The organism is Acaryochloris sp. IP29b_bin.137 (assembly GCF_028285745.1).
In the GTDB taxonomy this organism is placed as follows: domain Bacteria; phylum Cyanobacteriota; class Cyanobacteriia; order Thermosynechococcales; family Thermosynechococcaceae; genus Acaryochloris.
On sequence record NZ_JANQOP010000124.1, the window covers coordinates 14436 to 39273 of the forward strand.

The window sequence follows — 24838 nt, forward strand, 5'->3', positions numbered from 1 at the left end:
ACCCTTGAAATGTCTGCAAGAAAGAACCCCATTCACAACCAAACATTGGCTAAATTCTCAAATCTAAGTACATGGATTGGTCTTGGGGCGGTCATTCTGGGATTGTTTGCAGGTGTAATCGCAGTTGCTCAACCCCAACTTCTAGTTCTATGTATGGGGTTTATTCTTTGCTTGGCAGTGCTTGTCTATGCATTTTCCAGTATTGAGAAAGTTGTTCTCGGTATATTAATTCTGCGTACTGCCATTGATTTCTACCCAGGTGTCCCGGCTCTAGCGGGAATGGGCCTATTTCTTTTGACGTTGACTTATGTTGTCGTTCAGTTGTTGACTGGAAAAGTCATACAGACTGATCGCTTTTGGTGGTTCTTTGCAGGGTGGGTACTATTCCAGGGCATATGGGTTATCCTAATCCCGCTTGGTGGATTGGGATTTAGTGAAAGCATATATTTCAGTGGCGCTATTCGGGAATGGGTCCGCTTGTTCTCATGGCTCATGATTTATTTGCTATTCATGCAGCTTAAAGACAAAATCATCGCAGAGAAAGCGATTACTCTTCTAATCTGGTCTCTGGCGATTCCCTTGTTTGTCTCATTTATACAATTGTTAATCCCTGACATACTCCCTCCTTTGCTAAAACCCGCGGTCGGCATTTTAGAAGATTCACAACGAATTAAAGGAACATTCGTTAAGTCATCTGCCTTTACAAAATATTTATTAGTATTTATCGGTGTGGTTTGGTGGAAAGTTAGTCTGAAACGACAACAATTACGTTGGATGGTGTTACTCAGCATACTAGTCTTTGTCCTTATTTTGACTAGATCAGTAACAACTTTATTTATGCTAGTCGTATTTGTAGCATTTATGTCAGCTAGTCGATTAAATATTCGCACCATTCTAGGGGGCATTGTAGTACTTCTAATGGTCAGCAATTTTTTCCTATTTACCGAATATGGGCAGGTTCGACTTGAAGAACTTCTAAGTACGCCATTATTCAATCCGGATATCAGTTTCTCACGTTCAATATTACTGCAAAGTACAGGAGGTTCTACCAATAGTTTTCACTGGCGGGTAACCCAATGGTATGGCTTACTAAACGAATGGCAAAAATCTCCTTGGCTGGGATATGGGTTGGATACAACGGTGCATTTGAGTCAATATGATAATATTGCACACAATGACTATGTTCGAGCATTAGTTGAAACAGGAATTGTAGGACTAGCCTCGTTTATAACATTTATAGTTGTTCAGTTTATTCGTCTTTTTAAACTAATCATAAACTTGCCAAAAGGCTCAGAACAGCGAAGATTTTGTACAGTTCTTCTAGGGCTTTTGATAGTCTCTACATTAGGAATGCTTACTGATAATGTATGGCGGAGTACAGTAACTTACACATATTGGTGGGCTTTGTTTGCAACTGCAGGTTGGCAGTGGGATAAATCCCCAACGGAAGACAGTAGTACAACAAGGTCTATTCCATAAACCAAAATAATGCAACCAAATCTTAGAACATTATAGTCGATACAACTAGAAGAAATAACAGAAATACTATATTGAATGACAAGAGAATTGCCTGCAGTTAAGTAAATAATATGGACTCAAAAAACCGAATTAAAAAAGATAAATTCTGTATCATTACGACTCAAAGGAGTGGGTCAACTTGGTTCCAAGATCTTCTCAGTTGCCACCCTGAAATCAAGGTGTTTGGTGAATTGTTTCTTTGGCGACGGGAATGGGAAAGGGTGAAAACACAACGGGGAACCTACAAGTCATTATGGACTGAAGGCAACTCATTACCCCACCCAAGTTACTACAGGTTTGCAAACTCTAATTTTGGCTCACGGCCTCAGATTATCTTTCAATACTTAGATCAGCTTCATTCCTACCAGGGAAGCCATCAAACCTTAGGGTTTAAGTTGATGTATAACCAACTACTCCCTCGACCTGAGATTCTCATTGATCTAATTAATAATGAGTATAAAATTATTCACTTAGTCCGGGCGAATTATCTAGATATCTTAATTTCAAAAGCTAGTCTTCAGCAAAATAATGCAGTTCACTTCAAAGGAAGCCATCAATCAAATGCTTCAGAGATATCTTTAAACTCTTCACAACTGCTTAGGGATCTGAGGGTTCGCGAGGCCATAGCTACACTTATAAGAAATATCCTACATTTATTGCCCAATAGGGTGATCGAGATAAGCTATGAATCAATATGCTCTGATAAGAACTCAGTTATGGATGGGGTAATCGACTTTCTCGGTGTTCCTCGGTTAGATATTACTTACAATAGCGAATTCCAAAAAGTCAATCTTGGAGTCCACAGACAGAAAATATCAAACTATGAGGAGGTGCTTCAGGTGTTGAAAGGATCCAAATTCAAAAGTTTATTGCATTAGCTCAATGAGCAGCTTGAAGTTCACAAGAACTTACTGGTAAGTGAGAAACGTTAGATTATGCCTAAAGTATCTGTAATTATTCCTGCCTATAATGTAATGCGCTTTTTGCCTTCTACGGTAAATAGTGTCCTTGAACAGACGTTCAAAAACTTTGAGTTGATTATTATTGATGATGGTAGTTCAGATCATATTGTTCAATGGTCTGCAGAACTGGTAGATCCAAGAATTAAGTTTATTTCTCAAGAAAATAAAGGAGCCCAAATTGCTAGGAATGTCGGGATAGAAAACGCAGTAGGTGAATATATTGCCCTTCTAGATGCAGATGATTTGTGGGAACCCACCAAACTAGAAAAGCAGGTGTCATATTTAGAGAGACATTCTGATATTGGAGTGGTCTATACCTGGACTGGATTGATTGATGAGCGAGGCAATTCTCTTGGCAGAGTGGTAGCGTCTCAAGCGTGCGGAAATGTCTGGGAAAAAATTATAGTTAGGGATGACATCTTATGTAGCAATAGCGTCGCACTTATTCGTTCTAAGTGCTTTGATGCAGTAGGCTATTTTGATCCAGATTTAGAAGGATTCCAAGACTGGGACATGGGAATTCGTTTAGCTTACAAGTACCAATTTGGTGTAGTCAAAGAAGTTCTAACGTTCTATCGACATAGAAGCCAAAGTATGTCTAGAAGTCGATCCATGGAAGGGACAAAAAAAACTTCTATAGAAGTGATAGAAAAATCATTCAAATCTGTTCCCGATGGTTTTCAGCACTTAAAGCGAAAGAGCTACAGTTGTGTCTATCTATCGCAGGGATGGATGCAAATTGATCAAGGCGATGCGAGGGAAGCACTTCGGTATCTACGTGAGGCTCTCTCATATCATTTCCCAATTTTATTTTCTGAATACTGCACCCGCTTGGTCGTTGCGATCTCAATGGTATTGATTTTTGGTCCTGGCGGCTATGAAGGATTAAGAAAACTCACACATAATCTTCGCCTGTTGAGGCTAGGAATTAATAAAAAAGTCTCTGCTCAGTAAAAAAATCTTAAAACGCTGCATACCTAAAAGCTAATTACTTCAATGAGATATATTTGATGACAAAAGTTTCAGTGATTATCCCCGCATATAACGCAATGCCTTATTTACCTCAAACGGTAGAAAGTGTTTTACAACAAACTTTCAACAACTTTGAGGTATTAATCATAGACGATGCCAGTACAGATGAAACAGTAGAGTGGGCATCCCAGCTTGAAGACCGTAGAGTAAGTCTAATTCAGCACGATCAAAATCAAGGTCTAGCCACGACACGCAATATGGGTATTAATAGAGCCAAAGGAGATTACATTGCTTTTCTAGATGCAGATGATGTTTGGGAGCCAACTAAATTATCTAAACAGATTCAAGTACTCAATCGAGATACTCATATTGGTCTAATTTACACTTCTGCAGCAATCATAAATGAAGAAGGCCAGACCACAGGTCGAATGTTTAAAGCATTTAAAGAAGGCAACGTTTGGGAATTGCTCATTCAAGGTAATTTTGTAGATTGTCCTTCCTCAGTGATGGTACGACGTGAATGCTTTGACCAAGTGGGTCTGTTTGATATAAATTTTCGCTGTGTTGAAGATTGGGAAATGTGGATTCGAATTGCAAAAAGATATAGATTTGCAGCCATACATGAGCCACTTGTTAAATTTAGAATGGTATCTAACAGCCTCTCTAAAAACTATCACTTAATGGAAACGTCTTTCCACCAAGTAATCAACAAAGTTTTTCAGTCAGTTGATACAGACTTATTGCCTTTAAAAAAACGGAGCTGCAGTCATGCAAATATGGTTATAGCCTGGAAAGCATTACAAAGCAAAGACAAGAATGTTACCCAGGCCTCTAAATACAAACATCTAGCATTTAAGAGCTATCCATTAAAAGTTCTAACAAAAGAGTACTTCAGACTGAGTACTGCAATTGCATTGATGCATTGGTTTGGCCCTGAAAAATATGAAAAGCTTATGAATATGCTGTATGTTTTACGCCGACGTATTGCGCTGAACTGATTAGTAATATTAAATAGTCCTAGATTGACTGAAGGTATTTATGAAACAGGATTCAGGAAACAATAGTAGATATAAATATTGAGAAAATCATGAATACTTTAAATATTAATAAAGGAAAAGATGATCTAAATATCAATAGCATTCTTGAAAAGAATCGCATAGACGATCCCAATCTAACTGTTTGTTTCGTTCCTAAACTACCGTCGACAAACCCTTATCAAAGCTTATTAGAGCAATCATTGAGCAACCTAGATGTTCAAGTTCATGGGATTGATCCGTATAAATTCTTTTTGCCTACAGCGACTAAAAAGTACAAGCCAAATGTCATTCACATACACTGGCTTGAACCTTACCTTAAAGCAAAGAGTACTTATAGATCTCTGATCAAAGTAATAGGGTTTGTTTTAGGATTATTAATTTTAAAGTTTAAAAAAAACAAAATAGTATGGACTGTTCATAATTTAAAATGTCATGAAACCTATTCAAACCCACTGTTGCAACTGCTTGATTATATCTTGAATTGGTCTGTGGCAAAAGTTTCAGATTCAATGATTGTCCATAGTTATTTTGCAAAAGAAGAGGTTGAATCTAGATTTGGGGTTGACCATAAGAAAATAGTCGTTATTGACCACGGCAACTATATAGATTATTACGAAAACTCAATTTCAAAGTCAGATGCTCGCAGGTTATTAGGGATTCCTAGTTCTGATTTTTGCTACTTATTCCTCGGAAATATTCGACCCTATAAAGGTGTTGTTCAACTAGTCAAAGCATTTAATGAATTAGAACGACAGGATTCAACTCTTGTTATAGCTGGCAGTCCAATAACCATCAATATTTCTGATAAAATTTTAAAGGAAGCAAATAACAATCCAAAAATCATCCTGCATCTAAAACATATTTTGGATGAAGAGATTCAGATATATATGAATGCCTGTGACGTAATTGTGTTTCCCTATCACAGTATTTTAACTTCAGGTGCTTTGATTCTGGCAATGTCATTTGGCAAAGTATGTATTGCGCCTAAAATTAGCTGTATTCCTGAATTATTAGATGAATCACAAGCCTTTCTATATAAACCTGACAGTAATCAGGGTTTACTCAGCGCAATGATTCAAGCTAGGAAGGATCAATCAAGCATCCATACGATGGGTAATCATAGCCTCGGCGTAGCTACTAATATGGATTGGAAATCTGTAGCACAAAAAACGGTTGATACCTACTATGCTTCAGTTTAATTTTTTATGTCTTTAACCTGACCAAATCTATATATATTAAATCTAATCTTTAGAGTTATGGTACTTCCTAATTTTTTGATTATTGGTGCTCCGAAATCTGGAACAACATCACTATATTATAATCTTAAAAAACACCCTCAAATTTATATGAGTCCACTAAAGGAGATCCACTTTTTTCACAAGCATAAGGATTATATTGACCACGAAGATCTATCTAAATATCAAAACTATTTTAAAAATGTAAATAAAGAATCTGCTATTGGGGAGGCAACAACAACATATCTATATAGTATCAATGCACCTGGAAGCATTCAGCGCTTTATACCTAATGCTAAATTAATAGCCGTTCTCAGAAATCCAATTGATCGAGCTTACTCTGAGTATTTAATGCAATACCGAAATAACAGATTGCCTGACAATATCTCTGAAAAAGATCTTTTCCCTTATTTTTCGCATCTGATTAGTGAGGATAGTAAAAGCTCACTATTACAATATGGTTTTTACTGGAAAAGTTTGTCAAGATACACAAATATAGTTGAGCCGAATAATCTCAAGATCTTTCTTTTTGAGAATCTTAAACATGATACCCCTAGAGTGCTACAAGATATTTGTCGCTTTTTGTCTGTCGATGACACATATTTTTTAGGAAACTATAGCCCTACCTTTAATCAGGCAGGCATACCGAAGAATAAAACTATCTATAGCTTGCTTGAACACTTTAGACGCACGTATGGTCCTGGCCTATCAAGGTATTTCCCGGAAAGTACATATGAAACACTTAGAAAGCTTTATGTTGAGACTAGAAGCCGTTTTTTGATGTCAGTTAATAGAGTCCCTCAGCTTCCATTGCATCTTCGCAAACAACTCATTGATATTTATTTTGATGACATCATGGAACTACAGCGTTTTTTAAACACAGATCTTACCGGTTGGTATCAACTCTAGATTAATTTCATAGATGACTTTGAAGTGTTCGAATCCAACTAATGGAGGTGATATTTGGTTCAAGGATATCATGAATATTTTTTCTGAGTATGGCTGGTCCTATTCTATTCATTCCTATAGTAGCAACAGAGGAAAGTTTAATGTTCATGCATCGCCTCACCAAGAAGAAGTAGTTTCAGAAATGCTTAGGTATTAACCAACTAATTTCATCTCTCTATTTTTACTCTATTATTTCCTTCATTAGCAACATAGCCCTTTCTTTTCTCTATAAAATCATGCTTTCTAAGTTCATTTTTCAAATAAAAGAGTTAATAAAAAATGTTCGCTTTTGGAGAGAAAATCATCTTATTCTTCGAGAGTTAAAACATATTCGCTGGCTAGTATTTTTATCCCTGCTTTTTTCATTGATAGCAGCTTTGTCTGCTGGACTTACTATTGGTTCAATTGGGGTATTCCTTCAAAGCTTGGCTAAGCCTGATGAATTCCCTATCCGCACTGGTTTCGATTGGTTCGATGTTCATGTTCTTGCAACTCGGGCTCCCGTGGATCAGCGTATTTATCGCATTGCTTTTTTAATATTGTTGATGACTTGGATTCAGTCTGCTTTTCAGTATTTTAGCTTGCTTTATTCTAAGCTAACTGCCTTTAGCCTGGTTGACCGTATACATAAGTCGATATTTGAACAATTGCAGAGTCTTAGTCTCAGCTTTTTTTTCAAGAAGTCTTCCGGTGAGTTGATCAATATTTTGCGAGGTGAGACTGATCAGATCCAGCATGTGCTTATCTCAATGTCAATGTTAGTGACTCAAGGCTTTACAATGCTTGTATATGTGGCTTTGATGCTAACACTTTCTTGGCAATTATTCCTCGGTGCATTGGTAGGATTTAGTCTTTTATCGGTTGTTATTTCAAAGATTACCTCAAGAGTTCGCGAAGCTAGTTTTGATGTTCCAGCTGCGAATAAGCAATTAACCTCTATTGGTCTAGAATTTATTGATGGTATTCGTACTGTTCATTCCTGTGTTACTCAGGAGTATGAGCGTCAACGATTTTATAGAGCTAGTCAGAATGTCTTAAATGCTCGTGCCAAAGTGGGTCGACTAGCTGTTGCCGTTCAACCCCTGACTCGCGGTATGGCAGGTACGATGCTTATTGTGATGGTTGCTTTCGCTTTTAATTCTTTGGTTCGTCCTGGGCATATGCGGACAGCCACATTGCTAACTTTTCTGGTGACCTTATCGCGCACAATGCCGCTGTTGACTCAAATCAACGGATCCTTGGCAAGAATGAGTAGCTTTCAAGGTTCGTTTAACAGTGTCAGTGAGCTTCTGAGACGAGATAATAAGCAGTACCTAATGAATGGAAGTCAAATTTTTTCACAGCTAACACATTCGATTGACTTTATTGCTGTTGATTTTAGCTATCATTCTGACGAAGTTGTTCTCAAAGATATTACTCTATCTATTAAAAAAGGACAGACTACGGCGCTAGTTGGTTCTTCGGGGGCTGGTAAATCAACATTAGCTGAGTTGATTCCTCGATTTTTTGACCCTAGCCAGGGTTCGATTCTGATTGATGGAGTCGATCTACGTGATCTAGATATAAATTCTTTCCGAAGTCGGATGGCGATTGTTAGTCAAGATACCTTTATATTCAATACTTCTGTAAGAGACAACATCGCTTACGGTCTTGACCATATAGATGAAGATTTGATTTTGGAAGTGGCTCGCCAAGCTGGAGCATTAGATTTTATTCTTGAGCTTCCCCATGGATTTGATACCAACCTGGGCGATCGCGGTACTCGTTTATCTGGTGGTCAACGTCAGCGGATCGCAATAGCTCGTGCACTATTGCGTAATCCAGAAATTCTGATATTAGATGAGGCAACAAGTGCTTTAGACTCAGAAACAGAACGAGTAATACAAGAATCTCTGGCAAAATTAGCCATTGGCCGGACTGTCATTGCTATTGCCCATCGATTATCAACTATCGCTCAAGCGGATAAGGTTGTGGTGCTAGAGCAAGGTTGCATAGTTGAGCAAGGGCGTTATCAAAATCTTCTTGAAAGGCGTGGACTGCTATGGAAATATCACCAGATGCAGTATGACCTAAGTCCATCAAGTTAGTTCAAATCATTTATACACTTCAATTTGGATACTTCGATACAAGAATCTTGTCACTCGCTTCTGAATGTAATTGACCTCTTATTTTGTCTATCGATTAGAGATTTGTAATCGTCCTCCCTCCCATTTTTTTTGATTAGAGAAACAAACCTATGAAGCAGCCTGTTATTGCAATTGGTTTAGATGCAGCAGATCCAAATCTGCTTGAAACTTGGATGTCTCAGGGATATCTTCAGAATCTTAAACGCCTTCGTGAGCAAGGTGCCTACGGTCGCCTGAGCAACATTGACTATTACAAGGCGGAAACCCCATGGACTACTTTTTTAACGGGTTGCTTACCTGATAAGACTGGATATTGGTCCCCGCTTAAATTTTGGGAGGGAACCTACAATGTTGAGCAGATTGAAGCCTATAGTTTTGATGAGTATGCCCCTTTCTATGACTTGGGTGACCAATATCGAGTGGCGACTTTTGACCTACCGCAATCTACGCTTGCCCGTGATGTTAATGGGGTGCAGGTACTTGCTTGGGGAGCGCACTCTCCTCAAACACCAAGTTGCTCAAAGCCCAACGAACTATTAGAGGCTTTGAATGAACGCCATGGGAAGCACCCAGCCCTTCATAAAGATCATGGTGATTGGTGGGATCAAGCTTATCTCCATCGTCTACGTCAGTCGTTAATTTCGGGACTTAAGCAGCGAGTAAATATTTGTCGTGACTTGCTACAACAGGACCAATGGGATTTATTTTTGACCATCTTTGGTGAAACCCATTCAGCAGGTCACGATCTTTGGTTTATGAGCCAATCTGACCACCCCCTATACGAGTATGGAAAAGGGCAACTAGGTACCGAAGACCCAATGCTCGATGTTTTTGATGCGGCAGATCAAGCCATTGGAGAAATCCTTGATGCTGCTCCTGAAGATGCCACTGTCGTGGTATTTGCTGCCCACGGTAGTGGCAGTAACATAACTGATGTTGCCAGTATGCTGTTTTTACCTGAATTTTTGTATCGCTTCAGCTTTCCAGGTAAGACGATGCTTGCCCCTGGGCACAAGAGCGCCACAGTTCCACCCGTGATCACCTCTCCTAATACTAAGAGCTGGACAAGTGACATTTGGCAGCGGAAACATATAGCCAATCCATTTGAGCGCTTTCTGCGAAAGCGTTTACCCACTCGATATCATAGATATATAGACAGGCTTGGGAGTTTTAGAGCCCATAGATTGATTTCTCCCGGACAATTACAAAAGCGAGGGGTTCCACTCTTTTGGCAGCCCACGTTGTGGTACAAGCTGCTGTGGCCACATATGAAGGCTTTCGCTCTGCCTAGCTTCTCGGAAGGCTATATTCGCGTCAATCTCCAAGGCCGAGAACCCAATGGGCTTGTTCCTCCGGAAGAATACGACTCTTTGTGCGATGAGTTGATCCAACAACTAAATTTGATCGTTAATCCCCGAACGGGGGAATCAGTTGTCAAAAAAGTAAGACGAACCAGACAATCGGCCCATGACAACGATCCAAAACTGCCAGATGCAGACTTGGTTGTGGAATGGACTGACATGCCAGCAGATGTCATTGATCATTCTCAATTCGGTCGCATCGGCCCAGTGCCCTATCGTCGCACAGGTAGCCACCGTTCGCAGGGCTTTTTGATCATGAAAGGTCCAGATATTGCTTCAGGGACAACATTACCCATAGGTCATGGGGTTGACTTAGCGCCAACCATCTTAGATTTAATGGATGCACCAATTCCTGATTACTTTGATGGTCAGTCTTTAGTACAACCAGTACTTCAAAAAAGTGGCACTTAACTGGAGGGAAAATTTATTTCTGAGGAATTTTTTTGAGTAATTATGCTTCTCTTATTGTTTATCACAGAAAAACTCTATATTGCCTCATTTTCTGTTAGGAAATGTTTGTCGAAGGAATACTCTAGGATAAATCTGAAACTTCTAGAGAAACACCCAAGATTTCGCTTCTTTTTGTCAAAGAGTGAGTTCGGGAGGACCAACAGAGGAGTGATGCAGCCTTTTTGAAATGTCTTTTAACAGAACTATCTCTCTAGGATTTTAAGTTAAAGATACCAACCAAAATAATGTACGTTGCGAAAGCATTCAGAAAGAGATTGAGTCAGTGTGTTGAAATCTAGTGATAAGTTGCCCAAAGTATTTTGTATTGGCCTGATTAAGACTGGTACAACCAGTCTTGGCTATGCCTTAAAAATGCTTGGTTATAATCATACGACTTCAAATCGGAACGTGCTATTAGAGGATGTTGTAAACGGCAATCTGCAGCAGATATTTGCTTGGGTCGATCAGTATGATAGCTTTGACGATTGGCCTTGGCCCTTCATTTATCGTGAGCTTGATAGTCATTATCCTGATTCTCGTTTTATTCTCACTACCCGGTTAAATGAAGAGATCTGGCTCAGAAGTGTTCTGCAGCATTCAGAGTGGTGCGGACCATCGTCTGGGCGTGAGAAATTCTTTGGCCATGCTATGCCTCAGAAGCATGAGCGACAGTATATTAATCGCTACAGAGAGCATCACCGACAAGTACGAGACTACTTTCGTAATCGACCTGACAAATTGCTTGAGGTCTGTTGGGAAAAGGGGCAAGGATGGCCTGAACTTTGTTCTTTTCTAAATATGCCAGTTCCTAATGCTCAATTCCCATGTGCAAATACCAAGTCCAATCGGATAAATAAATAAAGTTTTGAGACCAGGCTTTTCAAGACAATGTATCGTGAGTTAGCGTCCCCATGGCAACATTTTTAGACCTGCTGGCGAAATATAGCGGCTGGAGTGTTGTAATATCGTCAATCTACGCCTCCCAACTCGCTCCTGCTGATTTACGCCTCTATGTCACAGATAAGTATGCTCTTGAAGGCTTGACTAAAGCTGCTGCTAATGTTGAGACTATGGTCAATTTATTTGTCTAAGACTGTCTAAGTGGGGGAGCTCACTATTTGCTAATTATGCTTATTTAAACGCAAAACAAATGTGTCATTAATCTATTAAAATGTCCATACAAATATCTGCTATTATTTGCACTTTTAACCGTGCTGACCATCTTCGTAAGTCACTCAAAAGTTTAGCTGAGCAAACCCTCGTTACAGAGCTTTATGAGATATTGGTCATAGATAACTGCTCGACTGATGAGACCAAAAAGGTTGTAACTGCTGAACTGGTTAACATACCTAACTTACACTACATTTATGAGCCAAAGTTAGGGCTGTCTCAGGCTCGGAATACTGGCTGGCAGCATGCTAAGGGAAAGTACATTGCCTATCTTGATGATGATGCCATTGCAAATCCTCAATGGTTGGAAGATGTCTGTAAGGCTTTTGAAGAGATCCAGCCCCAGCCTGGCTGTGTTGGAGGCAAGACGGAACCCATTTGGGAGTCGACCAAGCCGCTGTGGTTGCCAGATGAGTTTCTTTCATATCTCACCATAGTGGATTGGTCGGATAAACCCATTTTCCTCGAGAATAATCAGTTTATTGCAGGTGCTAATATGGCTATCCTGCGATCGCTACTTGTTGAACTAGGTGGCTTTACCTTAGATCTAGGCCGAAAAGGGAAGAGTCTATTATCATGTGAAGAAATTTTGCTGCGGGATCAAATTAGAGATAAAGGCTATGGAATTTATTATGATCCTGATATTTTCGTTAAGCATTTTATCCCTAGTTCTAGGCTAACTCAATCTTGGTTTACTCAAAGACTCTATTGGCAAGGTGTTTCTAGGGCCAATCTTTTTGATATTCAAGTTTCATCATCTAAATTTAGATTAATTAAGTCAGTTATGGGCAGGCTATTAGAATTAATAAAGTCTCCAATGGAAGTTTTATATTTATGGATGCCAACAGATAAACCAGAACGTTTTAAACAGAAATGTAATGCTTTATGGAAAATTGGTTATATGTCAGGGCTAACATCCATTTTGTTTTCGCGTGCGCGTTCGAAAACAAAGGAAAAAGAATCCTCGCAATTGGGTAACTGAAAATAACTCTGGCCTGAATTCTGCAGGGGTGGCAAACCGTATACGGTCGATTCGGTGTAGTTTTACCCCATCTTTGCGGGTAATCTACACCAGATTTTTTGGGGTGGGTCTGTGAGAATAGGGTTACTGAAGCACAGAACCTTTGATGAAGCAAACCTCTCTGTTTAACCTGTTTCAAACTGCCTTTCGTAAAGGTATTCGCCATCCCAAATATCGCTGGGCTCTCATCGTTGGGGCGCTGTTTTATCTGGTTAGCCCGTTAGATATCGCCCCTGATGTTTTGCCGGTAGTGGGTTGGATTGATGACGGTGTACTAGCGACTTTCCTCATTTCTGAAGTCTGTCAGCTGATGTTGGAAAACAAGAAAAACCGCACTTCTGAAGAAACGTTTGCAACCGCGAACACAATTGATATTGAAGCAAACCCTGTTGTTTAGTAGCTCCACAATTTCAGACATACAGTGCAGGAGATTTTACGGATGGATATGAACAATACAACTCCAATGATGCAGACCTTTAACCAAATCAAAACTGAAGGTGGGACTCGTAGCCAGCGGATTGGCAAGATCCTCAAGGATGCCTTTAATCAAACTTCTGCAGAACTGAAAGAAGGGTATACCATTGTTCGCCCTCTAGCTGCAGAAATGTCGGCCACAGCCGCTGCAGACCTGAAAGAAAAGCGCCATCAAGCGTCCAGTAATTTCAAAGAAGCCTGGGGCAATGAAACAGACTCCAGTTCAACCTGGGAGCGTTTACAACGGGTCTTCCAGATGATGGCAACCGCTCTTAAAAAGACCCTCACGCCTCCGTTACGGAAGCAAGCCACTCGCGTCGATACCAAATTCACGGATCAGTATGGTGACTCCTACACATCCATGAAGCGCGGACTCCAGTCTCTTAAAAACTGGTACGTCAAAGCCACGGATGCTGCCGACCCTGCTGATTCGTCCACTCAGCCTCAAGCAGTTCCCCATGGGAGCGTGACGGTGGATGTGGTGGCCTCAACCGTTGAGTCCCCGGTTCAGTAAAGCTGTGGGCATGGATTCAGCCCCAAAGTCGCTCACTACACTTCCCCTTCAGATCTTGAAAGACCTGGCTCTGCCGCTAGGATAGAGTTGAGACTCCCTTCAAGTCTGGAGGGATTTTCTTAATCTTTGTCATCTTAGGTTATGTCTTCCCTTGTCCAACTCCGTTCTTTAGAAGACTTGCTGGTTACCGCGATCGCAATCGCAACCCAATGCCATACCGATCAAATCGATAAAGCAGGCCAGCCCTACATTAACCACCCCCTGCGAGTCATGGCAGCGGGCAATACTCTGCCTGAGAAAATCGTGGGCGTGCTCCATGATGCCGTGGAAGACTCAGCTTTAACCCTGGAGGAACTGGCTGAGGCAGGATTCCCTGACGAGATTTTGGCCGCCATTGATGCGATTACCAAACGTGAGCAGGAACCCTATGAAGGGTATTTGGAAAGAGTGATGGATAATGCGATCGCACTGCAGGTCAAAATTGCTGATATGACAGACAACATGGATATCAGCCGGATTGCGAATCCAACCGATAAAGACTGGGCCAGATTGAGAAAATATAAAGCCATCCTGCCGAGACTGCAGCAGCGGTTACCAGAGAATCAGGAATTCAGACGACATAAAGATTAGCGAAGCAGGTTGCTTGCCACTCAATCGTCAACAACAATAGAGTTGAACGCTACATTAGGCGATGTTTTGGTGAAGTTACTCCATGTCTTGATTGCTTTGAGCCGAAAAGCTAGCTTATTCGCCTGCCTAATGGTGATGGGGTTAGGGTTGAATCTCTCCTCTGCCTGGGCGGCCTCGCCTGAAGACGGAGTAGTGCTGTTTGAGAACTACTGTGCAGGCTGTCACCCCAAAGGCGGCAATATTATCCGTCGTCGTAAAACTTTAAAGCAGAAATCTTTAGAACGGGATGGCTACGGCGCTCTGGAGCCACTTATCAATCTTATTGACCAGGGACAAAACAATATGCCGGGGTTTGCAGATCAGCTCAACAATACGCAAGTGGAGACTGTGGCCCAGTTTGTTCTAGAACAAGCTAGCCACACTTGGAAATAAACCCCTAGCGTTAGGAGCAGGCTCTTGGAACCTCTCAAGATCAACATAGCCACTCCAGCAGAAGTAGAGGATTGTCTGGCTATTCTCACCTTAGCCTTCTGTAGCGATCCAGCGTTTCGGTGGATGTTTCCACAGCCATCTCAATATGCTCAAGGTTTACCGCTGTTCGCTCAAGCCTTTGGAGGAGAAGCTTTTCACCAGGCCACTGCATTTTATACTGAGGAGTTTGGTGCGGTGGCGCTTTGGCTACCTCCTAACACTCAGCCCAATGAATCAGCCTTGATGGCATTCATTCAGCAGGGGGTTGAGGAGAGTCAACAATTGGCCCTAGACTCTATTCTGGAGCAGCTTGATGGTTACCATCCCCAAGTCCCCCATTGGCATTTAGCCCTGATCGGCACGGATCCAATCTGTCAGGGGCAAGGCTATGGATCAGCATTACTCGCCCACACCCTCAGGATCTGTGATCAGCAGCAAGAACTCGTGTATTTAGAAGCAACGAATGCTCGCAATGTTGCCCTTTACCAAAAGCATGGCTTTGAAATGTTGGGCACAGTGCAGGTGGGGAATTCACCCATACTCTATCCCATGCTCCGCCACCCGCAATAAACTTTATAATTGATCTTCCCCCTAGCCAGGAGTGTTATCGTGCCTACCCTTGGTGTCAATATCGATCATGTGGCGACGATTCGCCAAGCCCGTCGCACTGTAGAACCCGATCCAGTAGCTGCAGCGGTGTTAGCGGAATTAGCGGGTGCCGATGGCATTACGGTTCATCTACGGGAAGATCGACGTCATATTCAGGATCGGGATGTTGAGGTATTGCGAAAAACGGTTCGTACTCATTTAAATTTGGAAATGGCGGCAACGGCGGAAATGGTTGAGATCGCACTGCGTATCCAACCGGATTATGTCACCCTGGTGCCGGAAAAGCGAGAGGAAGTAACCACAGAAGGGGGGCTAGATGTGGTCGGCCAGCAAACTCATATGGCGGATGTAGTCCAGACCTTACAAGCTGCTAATATTCCCGTCAGCCTGTTTATCGATGCCGATGCTGCCCAAATTGAAGCAGCCGCTCAGGTGCAGGCCAAGTTTATTGAACTGCATACGGGGACTTACGCGGAAGCCAAGGGCGAGGCCCAGCAGGCCCAAGAGTTGGAAGTGCTGAAGCAGGGATGTGATCGCGCCCTTGCTTTAGGTCTGCGAGTCAATGCAGGTCATGGTTTGACCTATTGGAATACCTATCCCGTGGCCTGTTTACCGGGGATGGAAGAACTGAATATTGGCCATACGATTATGAGTCGGTCGGTGTTGGTGGGTTTGGAGCGGGCCGTGCGGGAAATGAAGGACGTGATTGCAGGGCGAGGCTAGGTTGACAGCGTCGTTACCTGCTGACATATCCAAACACGCATAATTTAGGCCTAAATAGCAGATATCTTCACTGTTAGAGGTCTTCTCATTCTGGTTTGGAGAAGATTCAGTGGGAGGTCTGTCAGGGATGAAACTTAAACAACAAGCCACAGTAAATCTTCGGCAAGGTTTGCCCTTAGGATCGCATGTCCTTGTTGTATTGAAATGATCAGCCTTGTTAATAAGATTGAGCAACCTGAAAAGGATTTGCCTATTCTAGGATTCCACCTGCGATGGATAAATCATTACCGCCTGATATTTTTGCAGCACTAAAAAGCCCGGTTTTATCAACCACAATTTCTCCTAACGGGCAACAAGTCGTTGCAGGGTTAAAAGACGGTTCTCTTCATCTTTTCGATCTGGTGGAGGGCCAGCCCATTGGCCAACCCTTCTCGGGACATACTTCCTCTGTCTTGTCCGTCGCCTTCTCCCCCGATGGCCAGACCATCGTCAGTCAGTGGCAGTTATGACAACACCCTGCGCTTGTGGAATCTTGAGGGCCAGCCCATCGGCCAACCCTTCTCGGGACATACTGCCCCTGTCAGGTCCGTCGCCTTCTCCCCAGATGGAAAAACCATCGTCAGTGGCAGTTCTGACAGAACAATATGTCTGTGTAAACGCACCCTTGAGCAAGACTTTAGGCTCCTGTGGATGTATCCTCCCATCATTGCCAAACCCATTAAAAATTTATCTGAGCTGATCGGCAATATCCTCATTTCTCAAGGAATTAAAAACGATCGAGCCTTTGGGAATGATGCTCTAGATGTTGAAGATGAAATTAATGCATTAACTGAAGTGCTGCTACTCAGGAGCTTGACCCCTCCAGTTGCCGTCGGACTATTAGGCAATTGGGGCAGTGGCAAATCGTTTGGCATGCATCTTATTCAATCCCAGATCAAGGCTCGACGACGCCAATCAGTGACTTCAGAAGAAGCCTGGGGAAAGTGGAATCCTAGGCAAGAAGCACAAATAGAACGTATGTCTCCATCTGTGGGTCATGTTTATCAGATTCAATTCAACGCCTGGACCTATGCCAAGTCTAATCTTTGGGCAAGTTTGATGCAGGAAATCTTCTATGAATTAAATCGACAAATTACCTTAGAACAAAAACTGGGCCGCTTTTTAAGCGAAAAGGATATCCCACTCATTGAAAAAGCATCACCAATCAGTCCTGCTGATCGGAGCCAGCATTACACTCCCTATAAATTCCTGAATTATTATATTCTCCGCCACTATCGACTGATCCAATCTTTCTATCGATCGATAAAAAACAAAATCTATACAATTTTCTTATTAATTTGTTCTCTCCTTGATTTAGCGATTGGGCAACTCATTGTTCATCTAGGATTAATATTTTTCACTATTCTTTTCGCCATTTTATTGATCATCTTGTATTTAATCACTGTCTTTTTGCAATGGCGCATAGAAAAAACCCACTTCAAATCTACAGATATTAATTGGGTTAATAAACTTGATTCTTATATTGAAGGCCGACCCTTTATAGATTGGCTTGAAAGACAGCTTACAGCATATTACTTTCCCCAGCTAAACCACTTGCCAAGTGCAAGCAAATTTGACTATTTTTTGCAAGTTATTGAACGGAGTTTATTTTTCTTTTTCGAAGGTTTTCCAAAAAGAATACGGAATCGAATAACTTATTGGCAGCGCCAGCAAGGGGCATTAGAGCCAACAAAAACAGAAAGCCATTCCCAGCAAACACCACTTGGTATAGATGAGAACCTCCAATTCGGTGAAATTGCTCGGGTCAATCAAGCTTTACGACAAGGTGGGAATTTATGGGAGGTACTGTATGAAATCAACGAAGCAGATGCCGATGCCCTACTGGAACAACGGCTGAGCAAAGAAGACAGAGCAAAGTGGAGCAGCTTAAAATCCGATCAAGAAATATCCAATGTCCTTTGGTCAACACTAGATAAAATTCAACGACAGAAAACTCAGAACTTTCAGGCATTGGAGCAAAAGCTTAAAGAAGCTGAAAAAACCTTAGAACGAAAGCAAAAAAGCAACGAAATTAGTATCAATCAGAAACTCAATCGACGAAGAATAGGAGCACTATGGACACCATTCTTTAACGGTATTGCCCGACTCAAATTTTCTAAAGAGGATATCGAAGCCTTTTCTGCTGCTGGCAAATCTTTCCAAAGGTTTCGTGACACTATTAAAAGCTGGCAAGGCTTACTTGCCCTATTCTGTATGGGTTTGTTGATTGCACTTACCGTCAGCTCTGACAGTCGAGAAGTAATTATCCAACTGTTACAAACCATCCTCAATTCTCAAACTCTTCGTGACCTCATACCTGAATGGATTAAGAACCGTCTCAATTCACTAGTCTCTTGGCTTTCTGAGGCAATCAAAGAATTTCCGACCTGGTTGCAGCTTGGATCTGCCACGTTGATTAGCCTACTACCTATCATCAAAGCCCTCACAACCTACATTGGCTCAGTCCAAAAGGAGCAAGCTCGCATTCAAGGCGAGAAAGATACCTTAATCCAACAGTCCCAGGACAGAGTCGCATCAGAAGCCCAAGCAGTTGCTCAACTACGTTTAAGGGTTGAAGAAGAACGTCTACAGTTGGGACCCAATGCGCAATATCCTTCATTACTCGACTTCGTCAACGCTCGCATATCAGGCGATGACTATGGCAAACATCTGGGTCTAATGCAGCAGATCAAACAAGACCTTGCGGCCCTATCCTCGCGTCTGACCCTAAATCAAGGCAATGAGGAAGAAATTCAACAACTTTTTCCCCGTGGTCCTGCCAGAGTATTTCTCTACATTGATGATCTCGATCGTTGTCCCCCCGACCGCGTCGTTGAAGTGCTGGAAGCGGTCCAGCTTCTCCTTAATACCAAACTATTTGTTGTCATTTTAGCCATTGACGATCGCTACATTGCCCGTGCGCTAGAACAAGTCTATGCAGGCGTTCTCAAGCGCCGAGGCAAACCCTCCGGTATCGACTACCTGGAAAAAATCATCCAAATCCCCTATCGCATGCGTCCCATTTCACCGGACACCGTTGAAAAGTACTTTCGTTCACAGCTCACCATCAAAGAACCAAATTCAGACCCAGAGGATCAGTCACGTAAAGCAGGCAATGTGTATCAGGCTGTCCATGATCCAAGTACTAAGCCTTCAAGTCACTCCAATTCAGAGTCAGGGCAACCAAAAAGCCAATCTATTCAAGATACAGCCAACTTAGAATCTGAAAAGCTACGGCTAGTAATCGATGAAGTAGATCACCTATCCAGTGCAGAGGATGAAACGATAGCTCAGAACCTCACCTCCTCTGCTAAATCCCCAGAGGAAAGCTTACCCAGTCCAAAACCATCTGAGCCATATGCCAAAGCTGCAGTCAATCCAAGCACAGAACCAACAGAACTTCCAAAAGCCTCTGAAACAGAACAGAAAAGCAATCCTAGCCCTGCCAAGCGTAATGAAGCACTATCAGACCAACCTCCGACTCCAGAAGAAGTCACCTATATCTCAACAATTGCAACCGTCGATGCATTTGATGAAGAAGAACTAAAGCTGTTAGTTGATTGCTGTAAATATGTGGATATCACCCCTCGTACCGGGAAAAGGCTCATCAATATCTATAAAATCCTGCAAATTATTTGGAAAACTAGGCACAAAGAAAAAGGCCACGACCTTCCCGACGATCCAAAAAAGCGAATCGTGATGTCATTTCTGGCATTATCAGGCAGATACCCTGACTTTATGCGCAGTCTCTTCGACGAAATCGATATGCGGCTGGAGCAAGCAACCTTTGCCTCCAACAATGGAAAGATAACAGAAAATCCTTCCATCGAATTGCCTCTATCAGACTTCTTGAAAAAGCTAGGCCCCAAAAGCAATTTAAGCAATTATCAAGATTCTCACACCAAGAGAGAATGGGCTCGTTTCACCTCTGACATTAAACACATGGTGACCGATTCTACTACTCAAGCCACAGACCCTGTTCTCAACTTAGATCGTAGAACTTTTTCTCTGATGCTGTCATTTTGCTTTGTGGGAGATCTTGGCTATGATCCAGACGATCAGCCAATCAACTTTCCATCACAGCAAAATCCTGAATAATCCAAATGGGCTAGAGGAATTGCGTTGGCAGAGAGTAACATTTGCGATATCAGCGCAATGCCAAACCCTAAACTCACACCAATCCTCAGACACTTCAATCGTGCAACATCTTCAAGCAATGAAAGAAGGTATCGTGGGGTAAGGCTAGGTCTGCAATAGTAGCTGTGCAAAAGCAATCCGTGAACTCATTCCAGGACTTCGGTAAGTTATCTCTGATCTTTTGCGAACTATACTGCAATTAAATACCCCCAAGACTTCTGCCCGTATAGTTCTCAGCTAAAATTCCATGTTTAGGAATATCGCTTAAAATGACCGTCCAAATTCTGCGAAAAAAATTCACGGTAGGACAGTATCACCAGATGATTGAATCTGGCATTTTGACTGACCGGGACCATGTGGAACTTATTCAGGGAGAAATTATTGAAATGTCGCCCGTTGGCAGACACCATGCCGCCTGTGTAGATCGACTCAATGAGCTATTAGTCTTAAAGCTATTCCAAAAAGCATTGATTCGAGTGCAAAGTCCCATTCTCCTGAGTGATCACTCCGAACCACAGCCGGATGTCTCTATCCTGCAACGACGAGAAGATTTTTACGATGCAGGACACCCTAAACCTGACGATATTTTTGCCTTGGTAGAGGTGTCCGATAGCACCATTGAGTTTGACCGGGACGTGAAAATTCCTATGTACGCTCAGGAACACATTCCTGAGGTTTGGCTGGTTAACCTAAACGATACCCAGGTTAAACGCTATTGCCAGCCCATAACGACTACTTATCAACAACTGCAAATCTTTAATCTGGGAGAAATGCTTAGCTTTCAAGCATTCCCTGATGTTCCCATAGAGATAAACCAAATCTTCGGATAGAGCAACTGAGTCTTCCAAAGATGAAGTAGATGATCTCCCTCCACCCCGTTACTCTCAAAACCCAGAACTGATTGCTGCTCATTTCCTACACTCCCCTCAACCTCCTGGCGCATAGTGTTGCTAAGAGTGGATCAATGATGGTCTAGCCCATTTAGCTTGGCAGCAAGAGAGTCGAGTCTTAAATCAATCGCATCAAACCGTTTCGTGCTTTCGTACGCCATGATTTCAAAGGCTTCGCTAACCCAGCCTTCAGCGCTGACGATAATGAAAAAAGCAGCACAGTCGTTGCTGAGCTGCTGTTGGTTATTTTAGGAGGTATGTTGAAAGTTGCTAACTGCAAATAAAAGCAATGATTACTGAGGTTTATTGCGACGCTTTTCCCCTTGAGCGAGGTAGGTAATTAAACCAAAAGCGACCAAGAATTCACAGACCATGATGGTCCAAAACATTGTATGGGTTGGGTCTTGAATCATGATGAGGCCCTATAAGGTTGTGACTGTTCAATAGAATTAGTTGCTTAACTCTAGTATTTCCCTGATGCTATCAAAATCGCTTGGGTAGATGCACTGAAATCCCCTTGGGATCAGTATCTTTTTATTAAAAAACAGGCAAATAACGTTATAAAATATTGCGACCCATGAATAAATATTGATGAAGGTCGCTACAAACCAAATAACACCATTAGAGGCCACAAAATCAGCCCCAACCAAGCAAGAAGTGAGGAAACTAAGGTCAAAACGACGCTTAACAGGGCTTTTTGCCAGTGAAGTTGATGGACCTGGCCCAAGGCACGGGTCAGGGTAATCACCGTGCCGATTAAAACGACAAACCCTAACAATAGACCTAAAAACTGGCCCAAGAGACTAGGCCATCGCGACGCTGCGATCGCAGGCCCCGAGATCATCAAAGGCCATAATCCCTGCATCACCGCCTGCAAACTTGCTTGCGCACTCCCTTGTCCCCCGAATAGCTGGGCAATAAAGTGCAGTGCTGCGGATACCCATAGCCAGCCCAACAGGCCTGCGACCAAAAAGAGGAGGAAGAAAATAATAACACCCGCAATGCCTGCTCCCGTTTTGCCAGCGGCATTCAAGGCCAAAATACTGAGGAGGACAAAGCCAATGAGGACGGTGATCGATGAGTGACTTCGTGACGGTTGAGGACCAAAGAAAGTCGTAAATAGAGCATCCAGCATTGCTTACTCCATAATCGTCAGGGGAATCTTATACCAGCGGGGCCATTGGGATTCAGACGAAATCCATTCCGTGGGCAGGGGTGGGTAAGACTGCGATAAAAATGGACCTAAATCCCCAAAAAAACTGCTTTTACCAAAATCCCGGACGCTGGGTTCACCCGAAATATTGGCTAATTCGGCGGTCGTCTTGAGGGCATCATAATAATTACCGAGAGAATCTACTAGATTTTTCTCTTTGGCTTGAGTTCCTGTAAAGATCCGGCCATCGGCTAACGGCTTAAGTTTGTCTAAAGACATCTCTCGTCCAGCCACGATGGCATCCAAGAACTGCTGATACGATTCATCTACGACGCCTTGCAGGATTTTTCGCTCTTCGGGTTTGGTCTCTCGGAAGGGAGACAGAATATCTTTCAACGGTCCACTTTGAATCGTGTTGGTTTGGACGCCAATCTTATCCATTAGGGATGAGACATTTTGGGTGCGGACAATCACCCCAATTGAGCCAGTGATGGAGGACGGATTGGCCACAATATGGTCAGCTGCACTGGCAATGTAGTAGCCCCCCGAAGCAGCCACATCTCCTAAACTGGCAATAATCTTAATATCTGAGTCATTGCGGGTGCGCATCAGTTCCTCATAGACAGCTTGAGAGGCAGCAGCGGTCCCACCCGGGCTATTGATCCGTAGCAAAATCGCTTTAATGCCCTCATCTTCTCGAGCATTTTTAATGCTCTGAATCAGTTTATTGGCGTTAGCTCCATCCCCGGAGCTGAAGGCTCCCCCCGAGGATTCATCGCTGATCACACCATAAACATTGATCAAGGCGACATTAGCAGACCCTGGCGACTTGCTTTTGCTAACCGATCCGCCCAACCAGTTTCCCAAAGCAGCAATAAAACAGAGAGTCACTAATGCTAAAGCCAGGATGCGATTCAAACGCATAGCAAGACATGCTCCTTTAATTGAACATTGGTTGGACGGGCAACCGATAGGACCCCAAAGATTGGGCTTAACCTATTCCCTTAGACGGCAACCGCCTACCTTATCAGTGTCCCACCTATTGTAGAAGGTTCGGGCCTTTACAGGACTGTGCGGTTTAAATAGGGCTGCAAGACGTCAGGGACGTGAACCGTCCCATCCGGTTGCTGATAATTTTCTAAGACGGCCGCCATGGTTCGTCCGACGGCCAAGCCCGATCCATTCAGGGTATGGACAAACTGGGTCCCTTTCTGACCCGATTCTTTAAAGCGGATATTGCCTCGTCTCGCTTGGAAGTCGAGGAAATTAGAGCAGCTGGAAATTTCCCGGTAACCGTCTGCCGAGGGGAGCCATACTTCGAGGTCGTAGCATTTTGCAGCTGAAAATCCGAGGTCCCCCGTACAAAGCTCGACCACGCGATAAGGCAGTTTCAGCGCCTCTAAAATAGCAGCCGCATGGTTAACAAGGGTCTCATGTTCGGCGGCTGAGGTACTGGGATGCACCAATTTGACCAGTTCAACTTTATTAAATTGATGAAGCCGGATCAGGCCCCGGGTATCGCGCCCATAGCTCCCTGCTTCTCGTCGAAAACAAGGGGTATAGGCACAGTGATAGATGGGTAGATCTTCAGCGTTGATAATCTCATCCCGGTAGAGGTTGGTGACAGGGACTTCGGCGGTGGGACTCAGCCACAAGTCATCTTGATCACATTTAAAGCTTTCTTCGGCGAACTTGGGGAGTTGTCCGGTCGCCGTTAAAGAATCGCTGTTGACCAGAACGGGTGGTAGAACTTCGACATAGCCGGCTGCTACCTGTTGATCGAGCATCAATTGAATCAGGGCACGTTCTAAGGCAGCCCCAGCTCCAACCAATGTAGCAAAGCGACTTTGAGCAATTTTGACAGAGCGCTCAAAGTTTAAAATACCGAGATTTTCACCAATTTCCCAATGGGCCAGTTTGGCATTGTTAGGAATGTATTCTGCTCCCCATTGCCGCACTTCGATATTGTCTGTTTCATTTTTACCCACTGGGGTATCATCACTGGGTAAATTCGGTATCGTCAGCAACAGCTCGCCAATTTCGGCTTTTAGATCGCGTTCTTGTGGTTCTAACTCACTCAGAGTGGCTTTGACGGTGCCGCCTTCCTGTCGCAGTTCCTGAATTTCTGGATCTTGAGGATTGGAGCCGGATTTCATCCGTTCGCCGATCGTTTTACCAATTTGATTACTGCGGGCTTGGAGTTGCGATCGCTGGGTCTCCAATTCGCGCTGCTTTTGATCTAGGTCCAAAATAGCCTGCAGATCATACTCTCCCCGCCGACTGAGACGATCTGCAAAGGCTCCCGGGTGATCCCGTAGCTGCTTTAAATCAATCACGTTTCAACTGTTCCGCTGCGCGATACCGACAACTTAACAGGATATACCGGATATCGGGTTAA

The 24838-nt window shown here is 42.9% G+C and carries 23 protein-coding genes; 20 read left to right on the top strand and 3 right to left on the bottom strand.

The genetic code is table 11. From position 1 onward, the window contains the following. Positions 1-9 precede the first annotated feature (9 nt). From Q0991_RS09455 to Q0991_RS09545, 20 genes are all read left to right on the top strand, one after another. Positions 10-1479 (top strand): O-antigen ligase family protein, encoded by a 1470-nt coding sequence (locus Q0991_RS09455; protein WP_299487734.1) that lies wholly within the window; start codon positions 10-12, stop codon positions 1477-1479. A gap of 110 nt (positions 1480-1589) precedes the next feature. Further along, a complete protein-coding gene (locus Q0991_RS25135; RefSeq protein ID WP_366524933.1) occupies positions 1590-2396 on the top strand; it encodes a sulfotransferase in 807 nt (268 codons plus the stop codon). A 57-nt stretch (positions 2397-2453) separates the two neighbouring features. Beyond that, a complete protein-coding gene (locus Q0991_RS09460; RefSeq protein ID WP_299487736.1) occupies positions 2454-3434 on the top strand; it encodes a glycosyltransferase family A protein in 981 nt (326 codons plus the stop codon). A gap of 56 nt (positions 3435-3490) precedes the next feature. After that, positions 3491-4450, top strand: coding sequence for a glycosyltransferase (locus Q0991_RS09465; RefSeq protein WP_299487738.1), 960 nt, complete (start codon positions 3491-3493; stop codon positions 4448-4450). An 89-nt stretch (positions 4451-4539) separates the two neighbouring features. Then, a complete protein-coding gene (locus tag Q0991_RS09470) occupies positions 4540-5688 on the top strand; it encodes a glycosyltransferase (RefSeq protein WP_299487740.1) in 1149 nt (382 codons plus the stop codon). Between the two features lie 57 nt (positions 5689-5745). Next, on the top strand, positions 5746-6633 hold the full coding sequence (locus Q0991_RS09475) for a sulfotransferase domain-containing protein (protein ID WP_299487742.1): 888 nt from the start codon (positions 5746-5748) through the stop codon (positions 6631-6633). Between the two features lie 275 nt (positions 6634-6908). Next, a complete protein-coding gene (gene hepA, locus Q0991_RS09480) occupies positions 6909-8759 on the top strand; it encodes a heterocyst formation ABC transporter subunit HepA (RefSeq protein ID WP_299487745.1) in 1851 nt (616 codons plus the stop codon). Positions 8760-8908: 149 nt separating this feature from the next. After that, the gene (locus Q0991_RS09485) at positions 8909-10570 is read left to right on the top strand and encodes an alkaline phosphatase family protein (protein ID WP_299487747.1); all 1662 of its coding nucleotides are present in this window, start codon (positions 8909-8911) and stop codon (positions 10568-10570) included. A 327-nt stretch (positions 10571-10897) separates the two neighbouring features. Then, complete coding sequence (locus Q0991_RS09490) at positions 10898-11470, top strand: sulfotransferase family protein (protein WP_299487749.1); 573 nt, start codon at positions 10898-10900, stop codon at positions 11468-11470. 50 nt (positions 11471-11520) lie between these two features. Next, positions 11521-11700, top strand: a complete 180-nt coding sequence (locus Q0991_RS09495) for a hypothetical protein (protein WP_299487751.1) — start codon at positions 11521-11523, stop codon at positions 11698-11700. An 80-nt stretch (positions 11701-11780) separates the two neighbouring features. Continuing rightward, entirely contained in the window at positions 11781-12761 is a 981-nt protein-coding gene (locus Q0991_RS09500) for a glycosyltransferase (protein ID WP_299487753.1), read from the top strand. A gap of 145 nt (positions 12762-12906) precedes the next feature. Next, positions 12907-13197 carry a YkvA family protein gene (locus Q0991_RS09505; RefSeq protein WP_299487755.1) on the top strand — a complete coding sequence of 97 codons (291 nt, stop codon included), beginning with the start codon at positions 12907-12909 and terminating at the stop codon, positions 13195-13197. 42 nt (positions 13198-13239) lie between these two features. Continuing rightward, positions 13240-13788: a hypothetical protein gene (locus Q0991_RS09510; RefSeq protein ID WP_299487757.1), complete on the top strand. Its 549-nt coding sequence runs from the start codon at positions 13240-13242 to the stop codon at positions 13786-13788. A 141-nt stretch (positions 13789-13929) separates the two neighbouring features. Next, positions 13930-14418, top strand: coding sequence for a GTP pyrophosphokinase (locus Q0991_RS09515; protein ID WP_299487759.1), 489 nt, complete (start codon positions 13930-13932; stop codon positions 14416-14418). Positions 14419-14460: 42 nt separating this feature from the next. Continuing rightward, positions 14461-14850 (top strand): c-type cytochrome, encoded by a 390-nt coding sequence (locus Q0991_RS09520; protein ID WP_299487762.1) that lies wholly within the window; start codon positions 14461-14463, stop codon positions 14848-14850. Positions 14851-14874: 24 nt separating this feature from the next. After that, positions 14875-15459, top strand: a complete 585-nt coding sequence (locus Q0991_RS09525) for an N-acetyltransferase (RefSeq protein WP_299487765.1) — start codon at positions 14875-14877, stop codon at positions 15457-15459. A gap of 39 nt (positions 15460-15498) precedes the next feature. Then, positions 15499-16221, top strand: coding sequence for a pyridoxine 5'-phosphate synthase (locus tag Q0991_RS09530; protein WP_299487767.1), 723 nt, complete (start codon positions 15499-15501; stop codon positions 16219-16221). Between the two features lie 272 nt (positions 16222-16493). After that, complete coding sequence (locus Q0991_RS09535; protein WP_299487769.1) at positions 16494-16730, top strand: hypothetical protein; 237 nt, start codon at positions 16494-16496, stop codon at positions 16728-16730. Continuing rightward, complete coding sequence (locus tag Q0991_RS09540) at positions 16696-20358, top strand: P-loop NTPase fold protein (RefSeq protein WP_299487771.1); 3663 nt, start codon at positions 16696-16698, stop codon at positions 20356-20358. The genes Q0991_RS09535 and Q0991_RS09540 overlap by 35 nt, the downstream gene beginning before the upstream one ends. Positions 20359-20666: 308 nt before the next feature. Then, complete coding sequence (locus tag Q0991_RS09545; RefSeq protein ID WP_299487773.1) at positions 20667-21227, top strand: Uma2 family endonuclease; 561 nt, start codon at positions 20667-20669, stop codon at positions 21225-21227. A gap of 661 nt (positions 21228-21888) precedes the next feature. Here Q0991_RS09545 and Q0991_RS09550 read toward each other — a convergent pair. The 3 genes from Q0991_RS09550 to serS all read right to left on the bottom strand — a co-directional run bounded on the left by Q0991_RS09550 (position 21889) and on the right by serS (position 24776). Next, the gene (locus Q0991_RS09550; protein WP_299487775.1) at positions 21889-22422 is read right to left on the bottom strand and encodes a YIP1 family protein; all 534 of its coding nucleotides are present in this window, start codon (positions 22420-22422) and stop codon (positions 21889-21891) included. Positions 22423-22425: 3 nt separating this feature from the next. Continuing rightward, complete coding sequence (gene sppA, locus Q0991_RS09555; protein ID WP_299487778.1) at positions 22426-23364, bottom strand: signal peptide peptidase SppA; 939 nt, start codon at positions 23362-23364, stop codon at positions 22426-22428. Between the two features lie 137 nt (positions 23365-23501). Next, entirely contained in the window at positions 23502-24776 is a 1275-nt protein-coding gene (gene serS / locus Q0991_RS09560) for a serine--tRNA ligase (RefSeq protein WP_299487781.1), read from the bottom strand. Positions 24777-24838: the final 62 nt, after the last annotated feature.

Coding starts and splice junctions, on each gene's coding strand:
- Q0991_RS09470 (WP_299487740.1), top strand. CDS start 4,540: ATGAATACTTTAAATATTAATAAAGGAAAAGATGATCTAAATATCAAT.
- Q0991_RS09510 (WP_299487757.1), top strand. CDS start 13,240: ATGGATATGAACAATACAACTCCAATGATGCAGACCTTTAACCAAATC.
- Q0991_RS09535 (WP_299487769.1), top strand. CDS start 16,494: ATGGATAAATCATTACCGCCTGATATTTTTGCAGCACTAAAAAGCCCG.
- sppA (WP_299487778.1), bottom strand. CDS start 23,364: ATGCGTTTGAATCGCATCCTGGCTTTAGCATTAGTGACTCTCTGTTTT.
- Q0991_RS09460 (WP_299487736.1), top strand. CDS start 2,454: ATGCCTAAAGTATCTGTAATTATTCCTGCCTATAATGTAATGCGCTTT.
- Q0991_RS09465 (WP_299487738.1), top strand. CDS start 3,491: ATGACAAAAGTTTCAGTGATTATCCCCGCATATAACGCAATGCCTTAT.
- Q0991_RS09500 (WP_299487753.1), top strand. CDS start 11,781: ATGTCCATACAAATATCTGCTATTATTTGCACTTTTAACCGTGCTGAC.
- Q0991_RS09505 (WP_299487755.1), top strand. CDS start 12,907: ATGAAGCAAACCTCTCTGTTTAACCTGTTTCAAACTGCCTTTCGTAAA.
- Q0991_RS09485 (WP_299487747.1), top strand. CDS start 8,909: ATGAAGCAGCCTGTTATTGCAATTGGTTTAGATGCAGCAGATCCAAAT.
- Q0991_RS09475 (WP_299487742.1), top strand. CDS start 5,746: ATGGTACTTCCTAATTTTTTGATTATTGGTGCTCCGAAATCTGGAACA.
- Q0991_RS25135 (WP_366524933.1), top strand. CDS start 1,590: ATGGACTCAAAAAACCGAATTAAAAAAGATAAATTCTGTATCATTACG.
- Q0991_RS09515 (WP_299487759.1), top strand. CDS start 13,930: ATGTCTTCCCTTGTCCAACTCCGTTCTTTAGAAGACTTGCTGGTTACC.
- Q0991_RS09545 (WP_299487773.1), top strand. CDS start 20,667: ATGACCGTCCAAATTCTGCGAAAAAAATTCACGGTAGGACAGTATCAC.
- Q0991_RS09550 (WP_299487775.1), bottom strand. CDS start 22,422: ATGCTGGATGCTCTATTTACGACTTTCTTTGGTCCTCAACCGTCACGA.
- Q0991_RS09455 (WP_299487734.1), top strand. CDS start 10: ATGTCTGCAAGAAAGAACCCCATTCACAACCAAACATTGGCTAAATTC.
- Q0991_RS09540 (WP_299487771.1), top strand. CDS start 16,696: ATGGCCAGACCATCGTCAGTCAGTGGCAGTTATGACAACACCCTGCGC.
- Q0991_RS09495 (WP_299487751.1), top strand. CDS start 11,521: ATGGCAACATTTTTAGACCTGCTGGCGAAATATAGCGGCTGGAGTGTT.
- hepA (WP_299487745.1), top strand. CDS start 6,909: ATGCTTTCTAAGTTCATTTTTCAAATAAAAGAGTTAATAAAAAATGTT.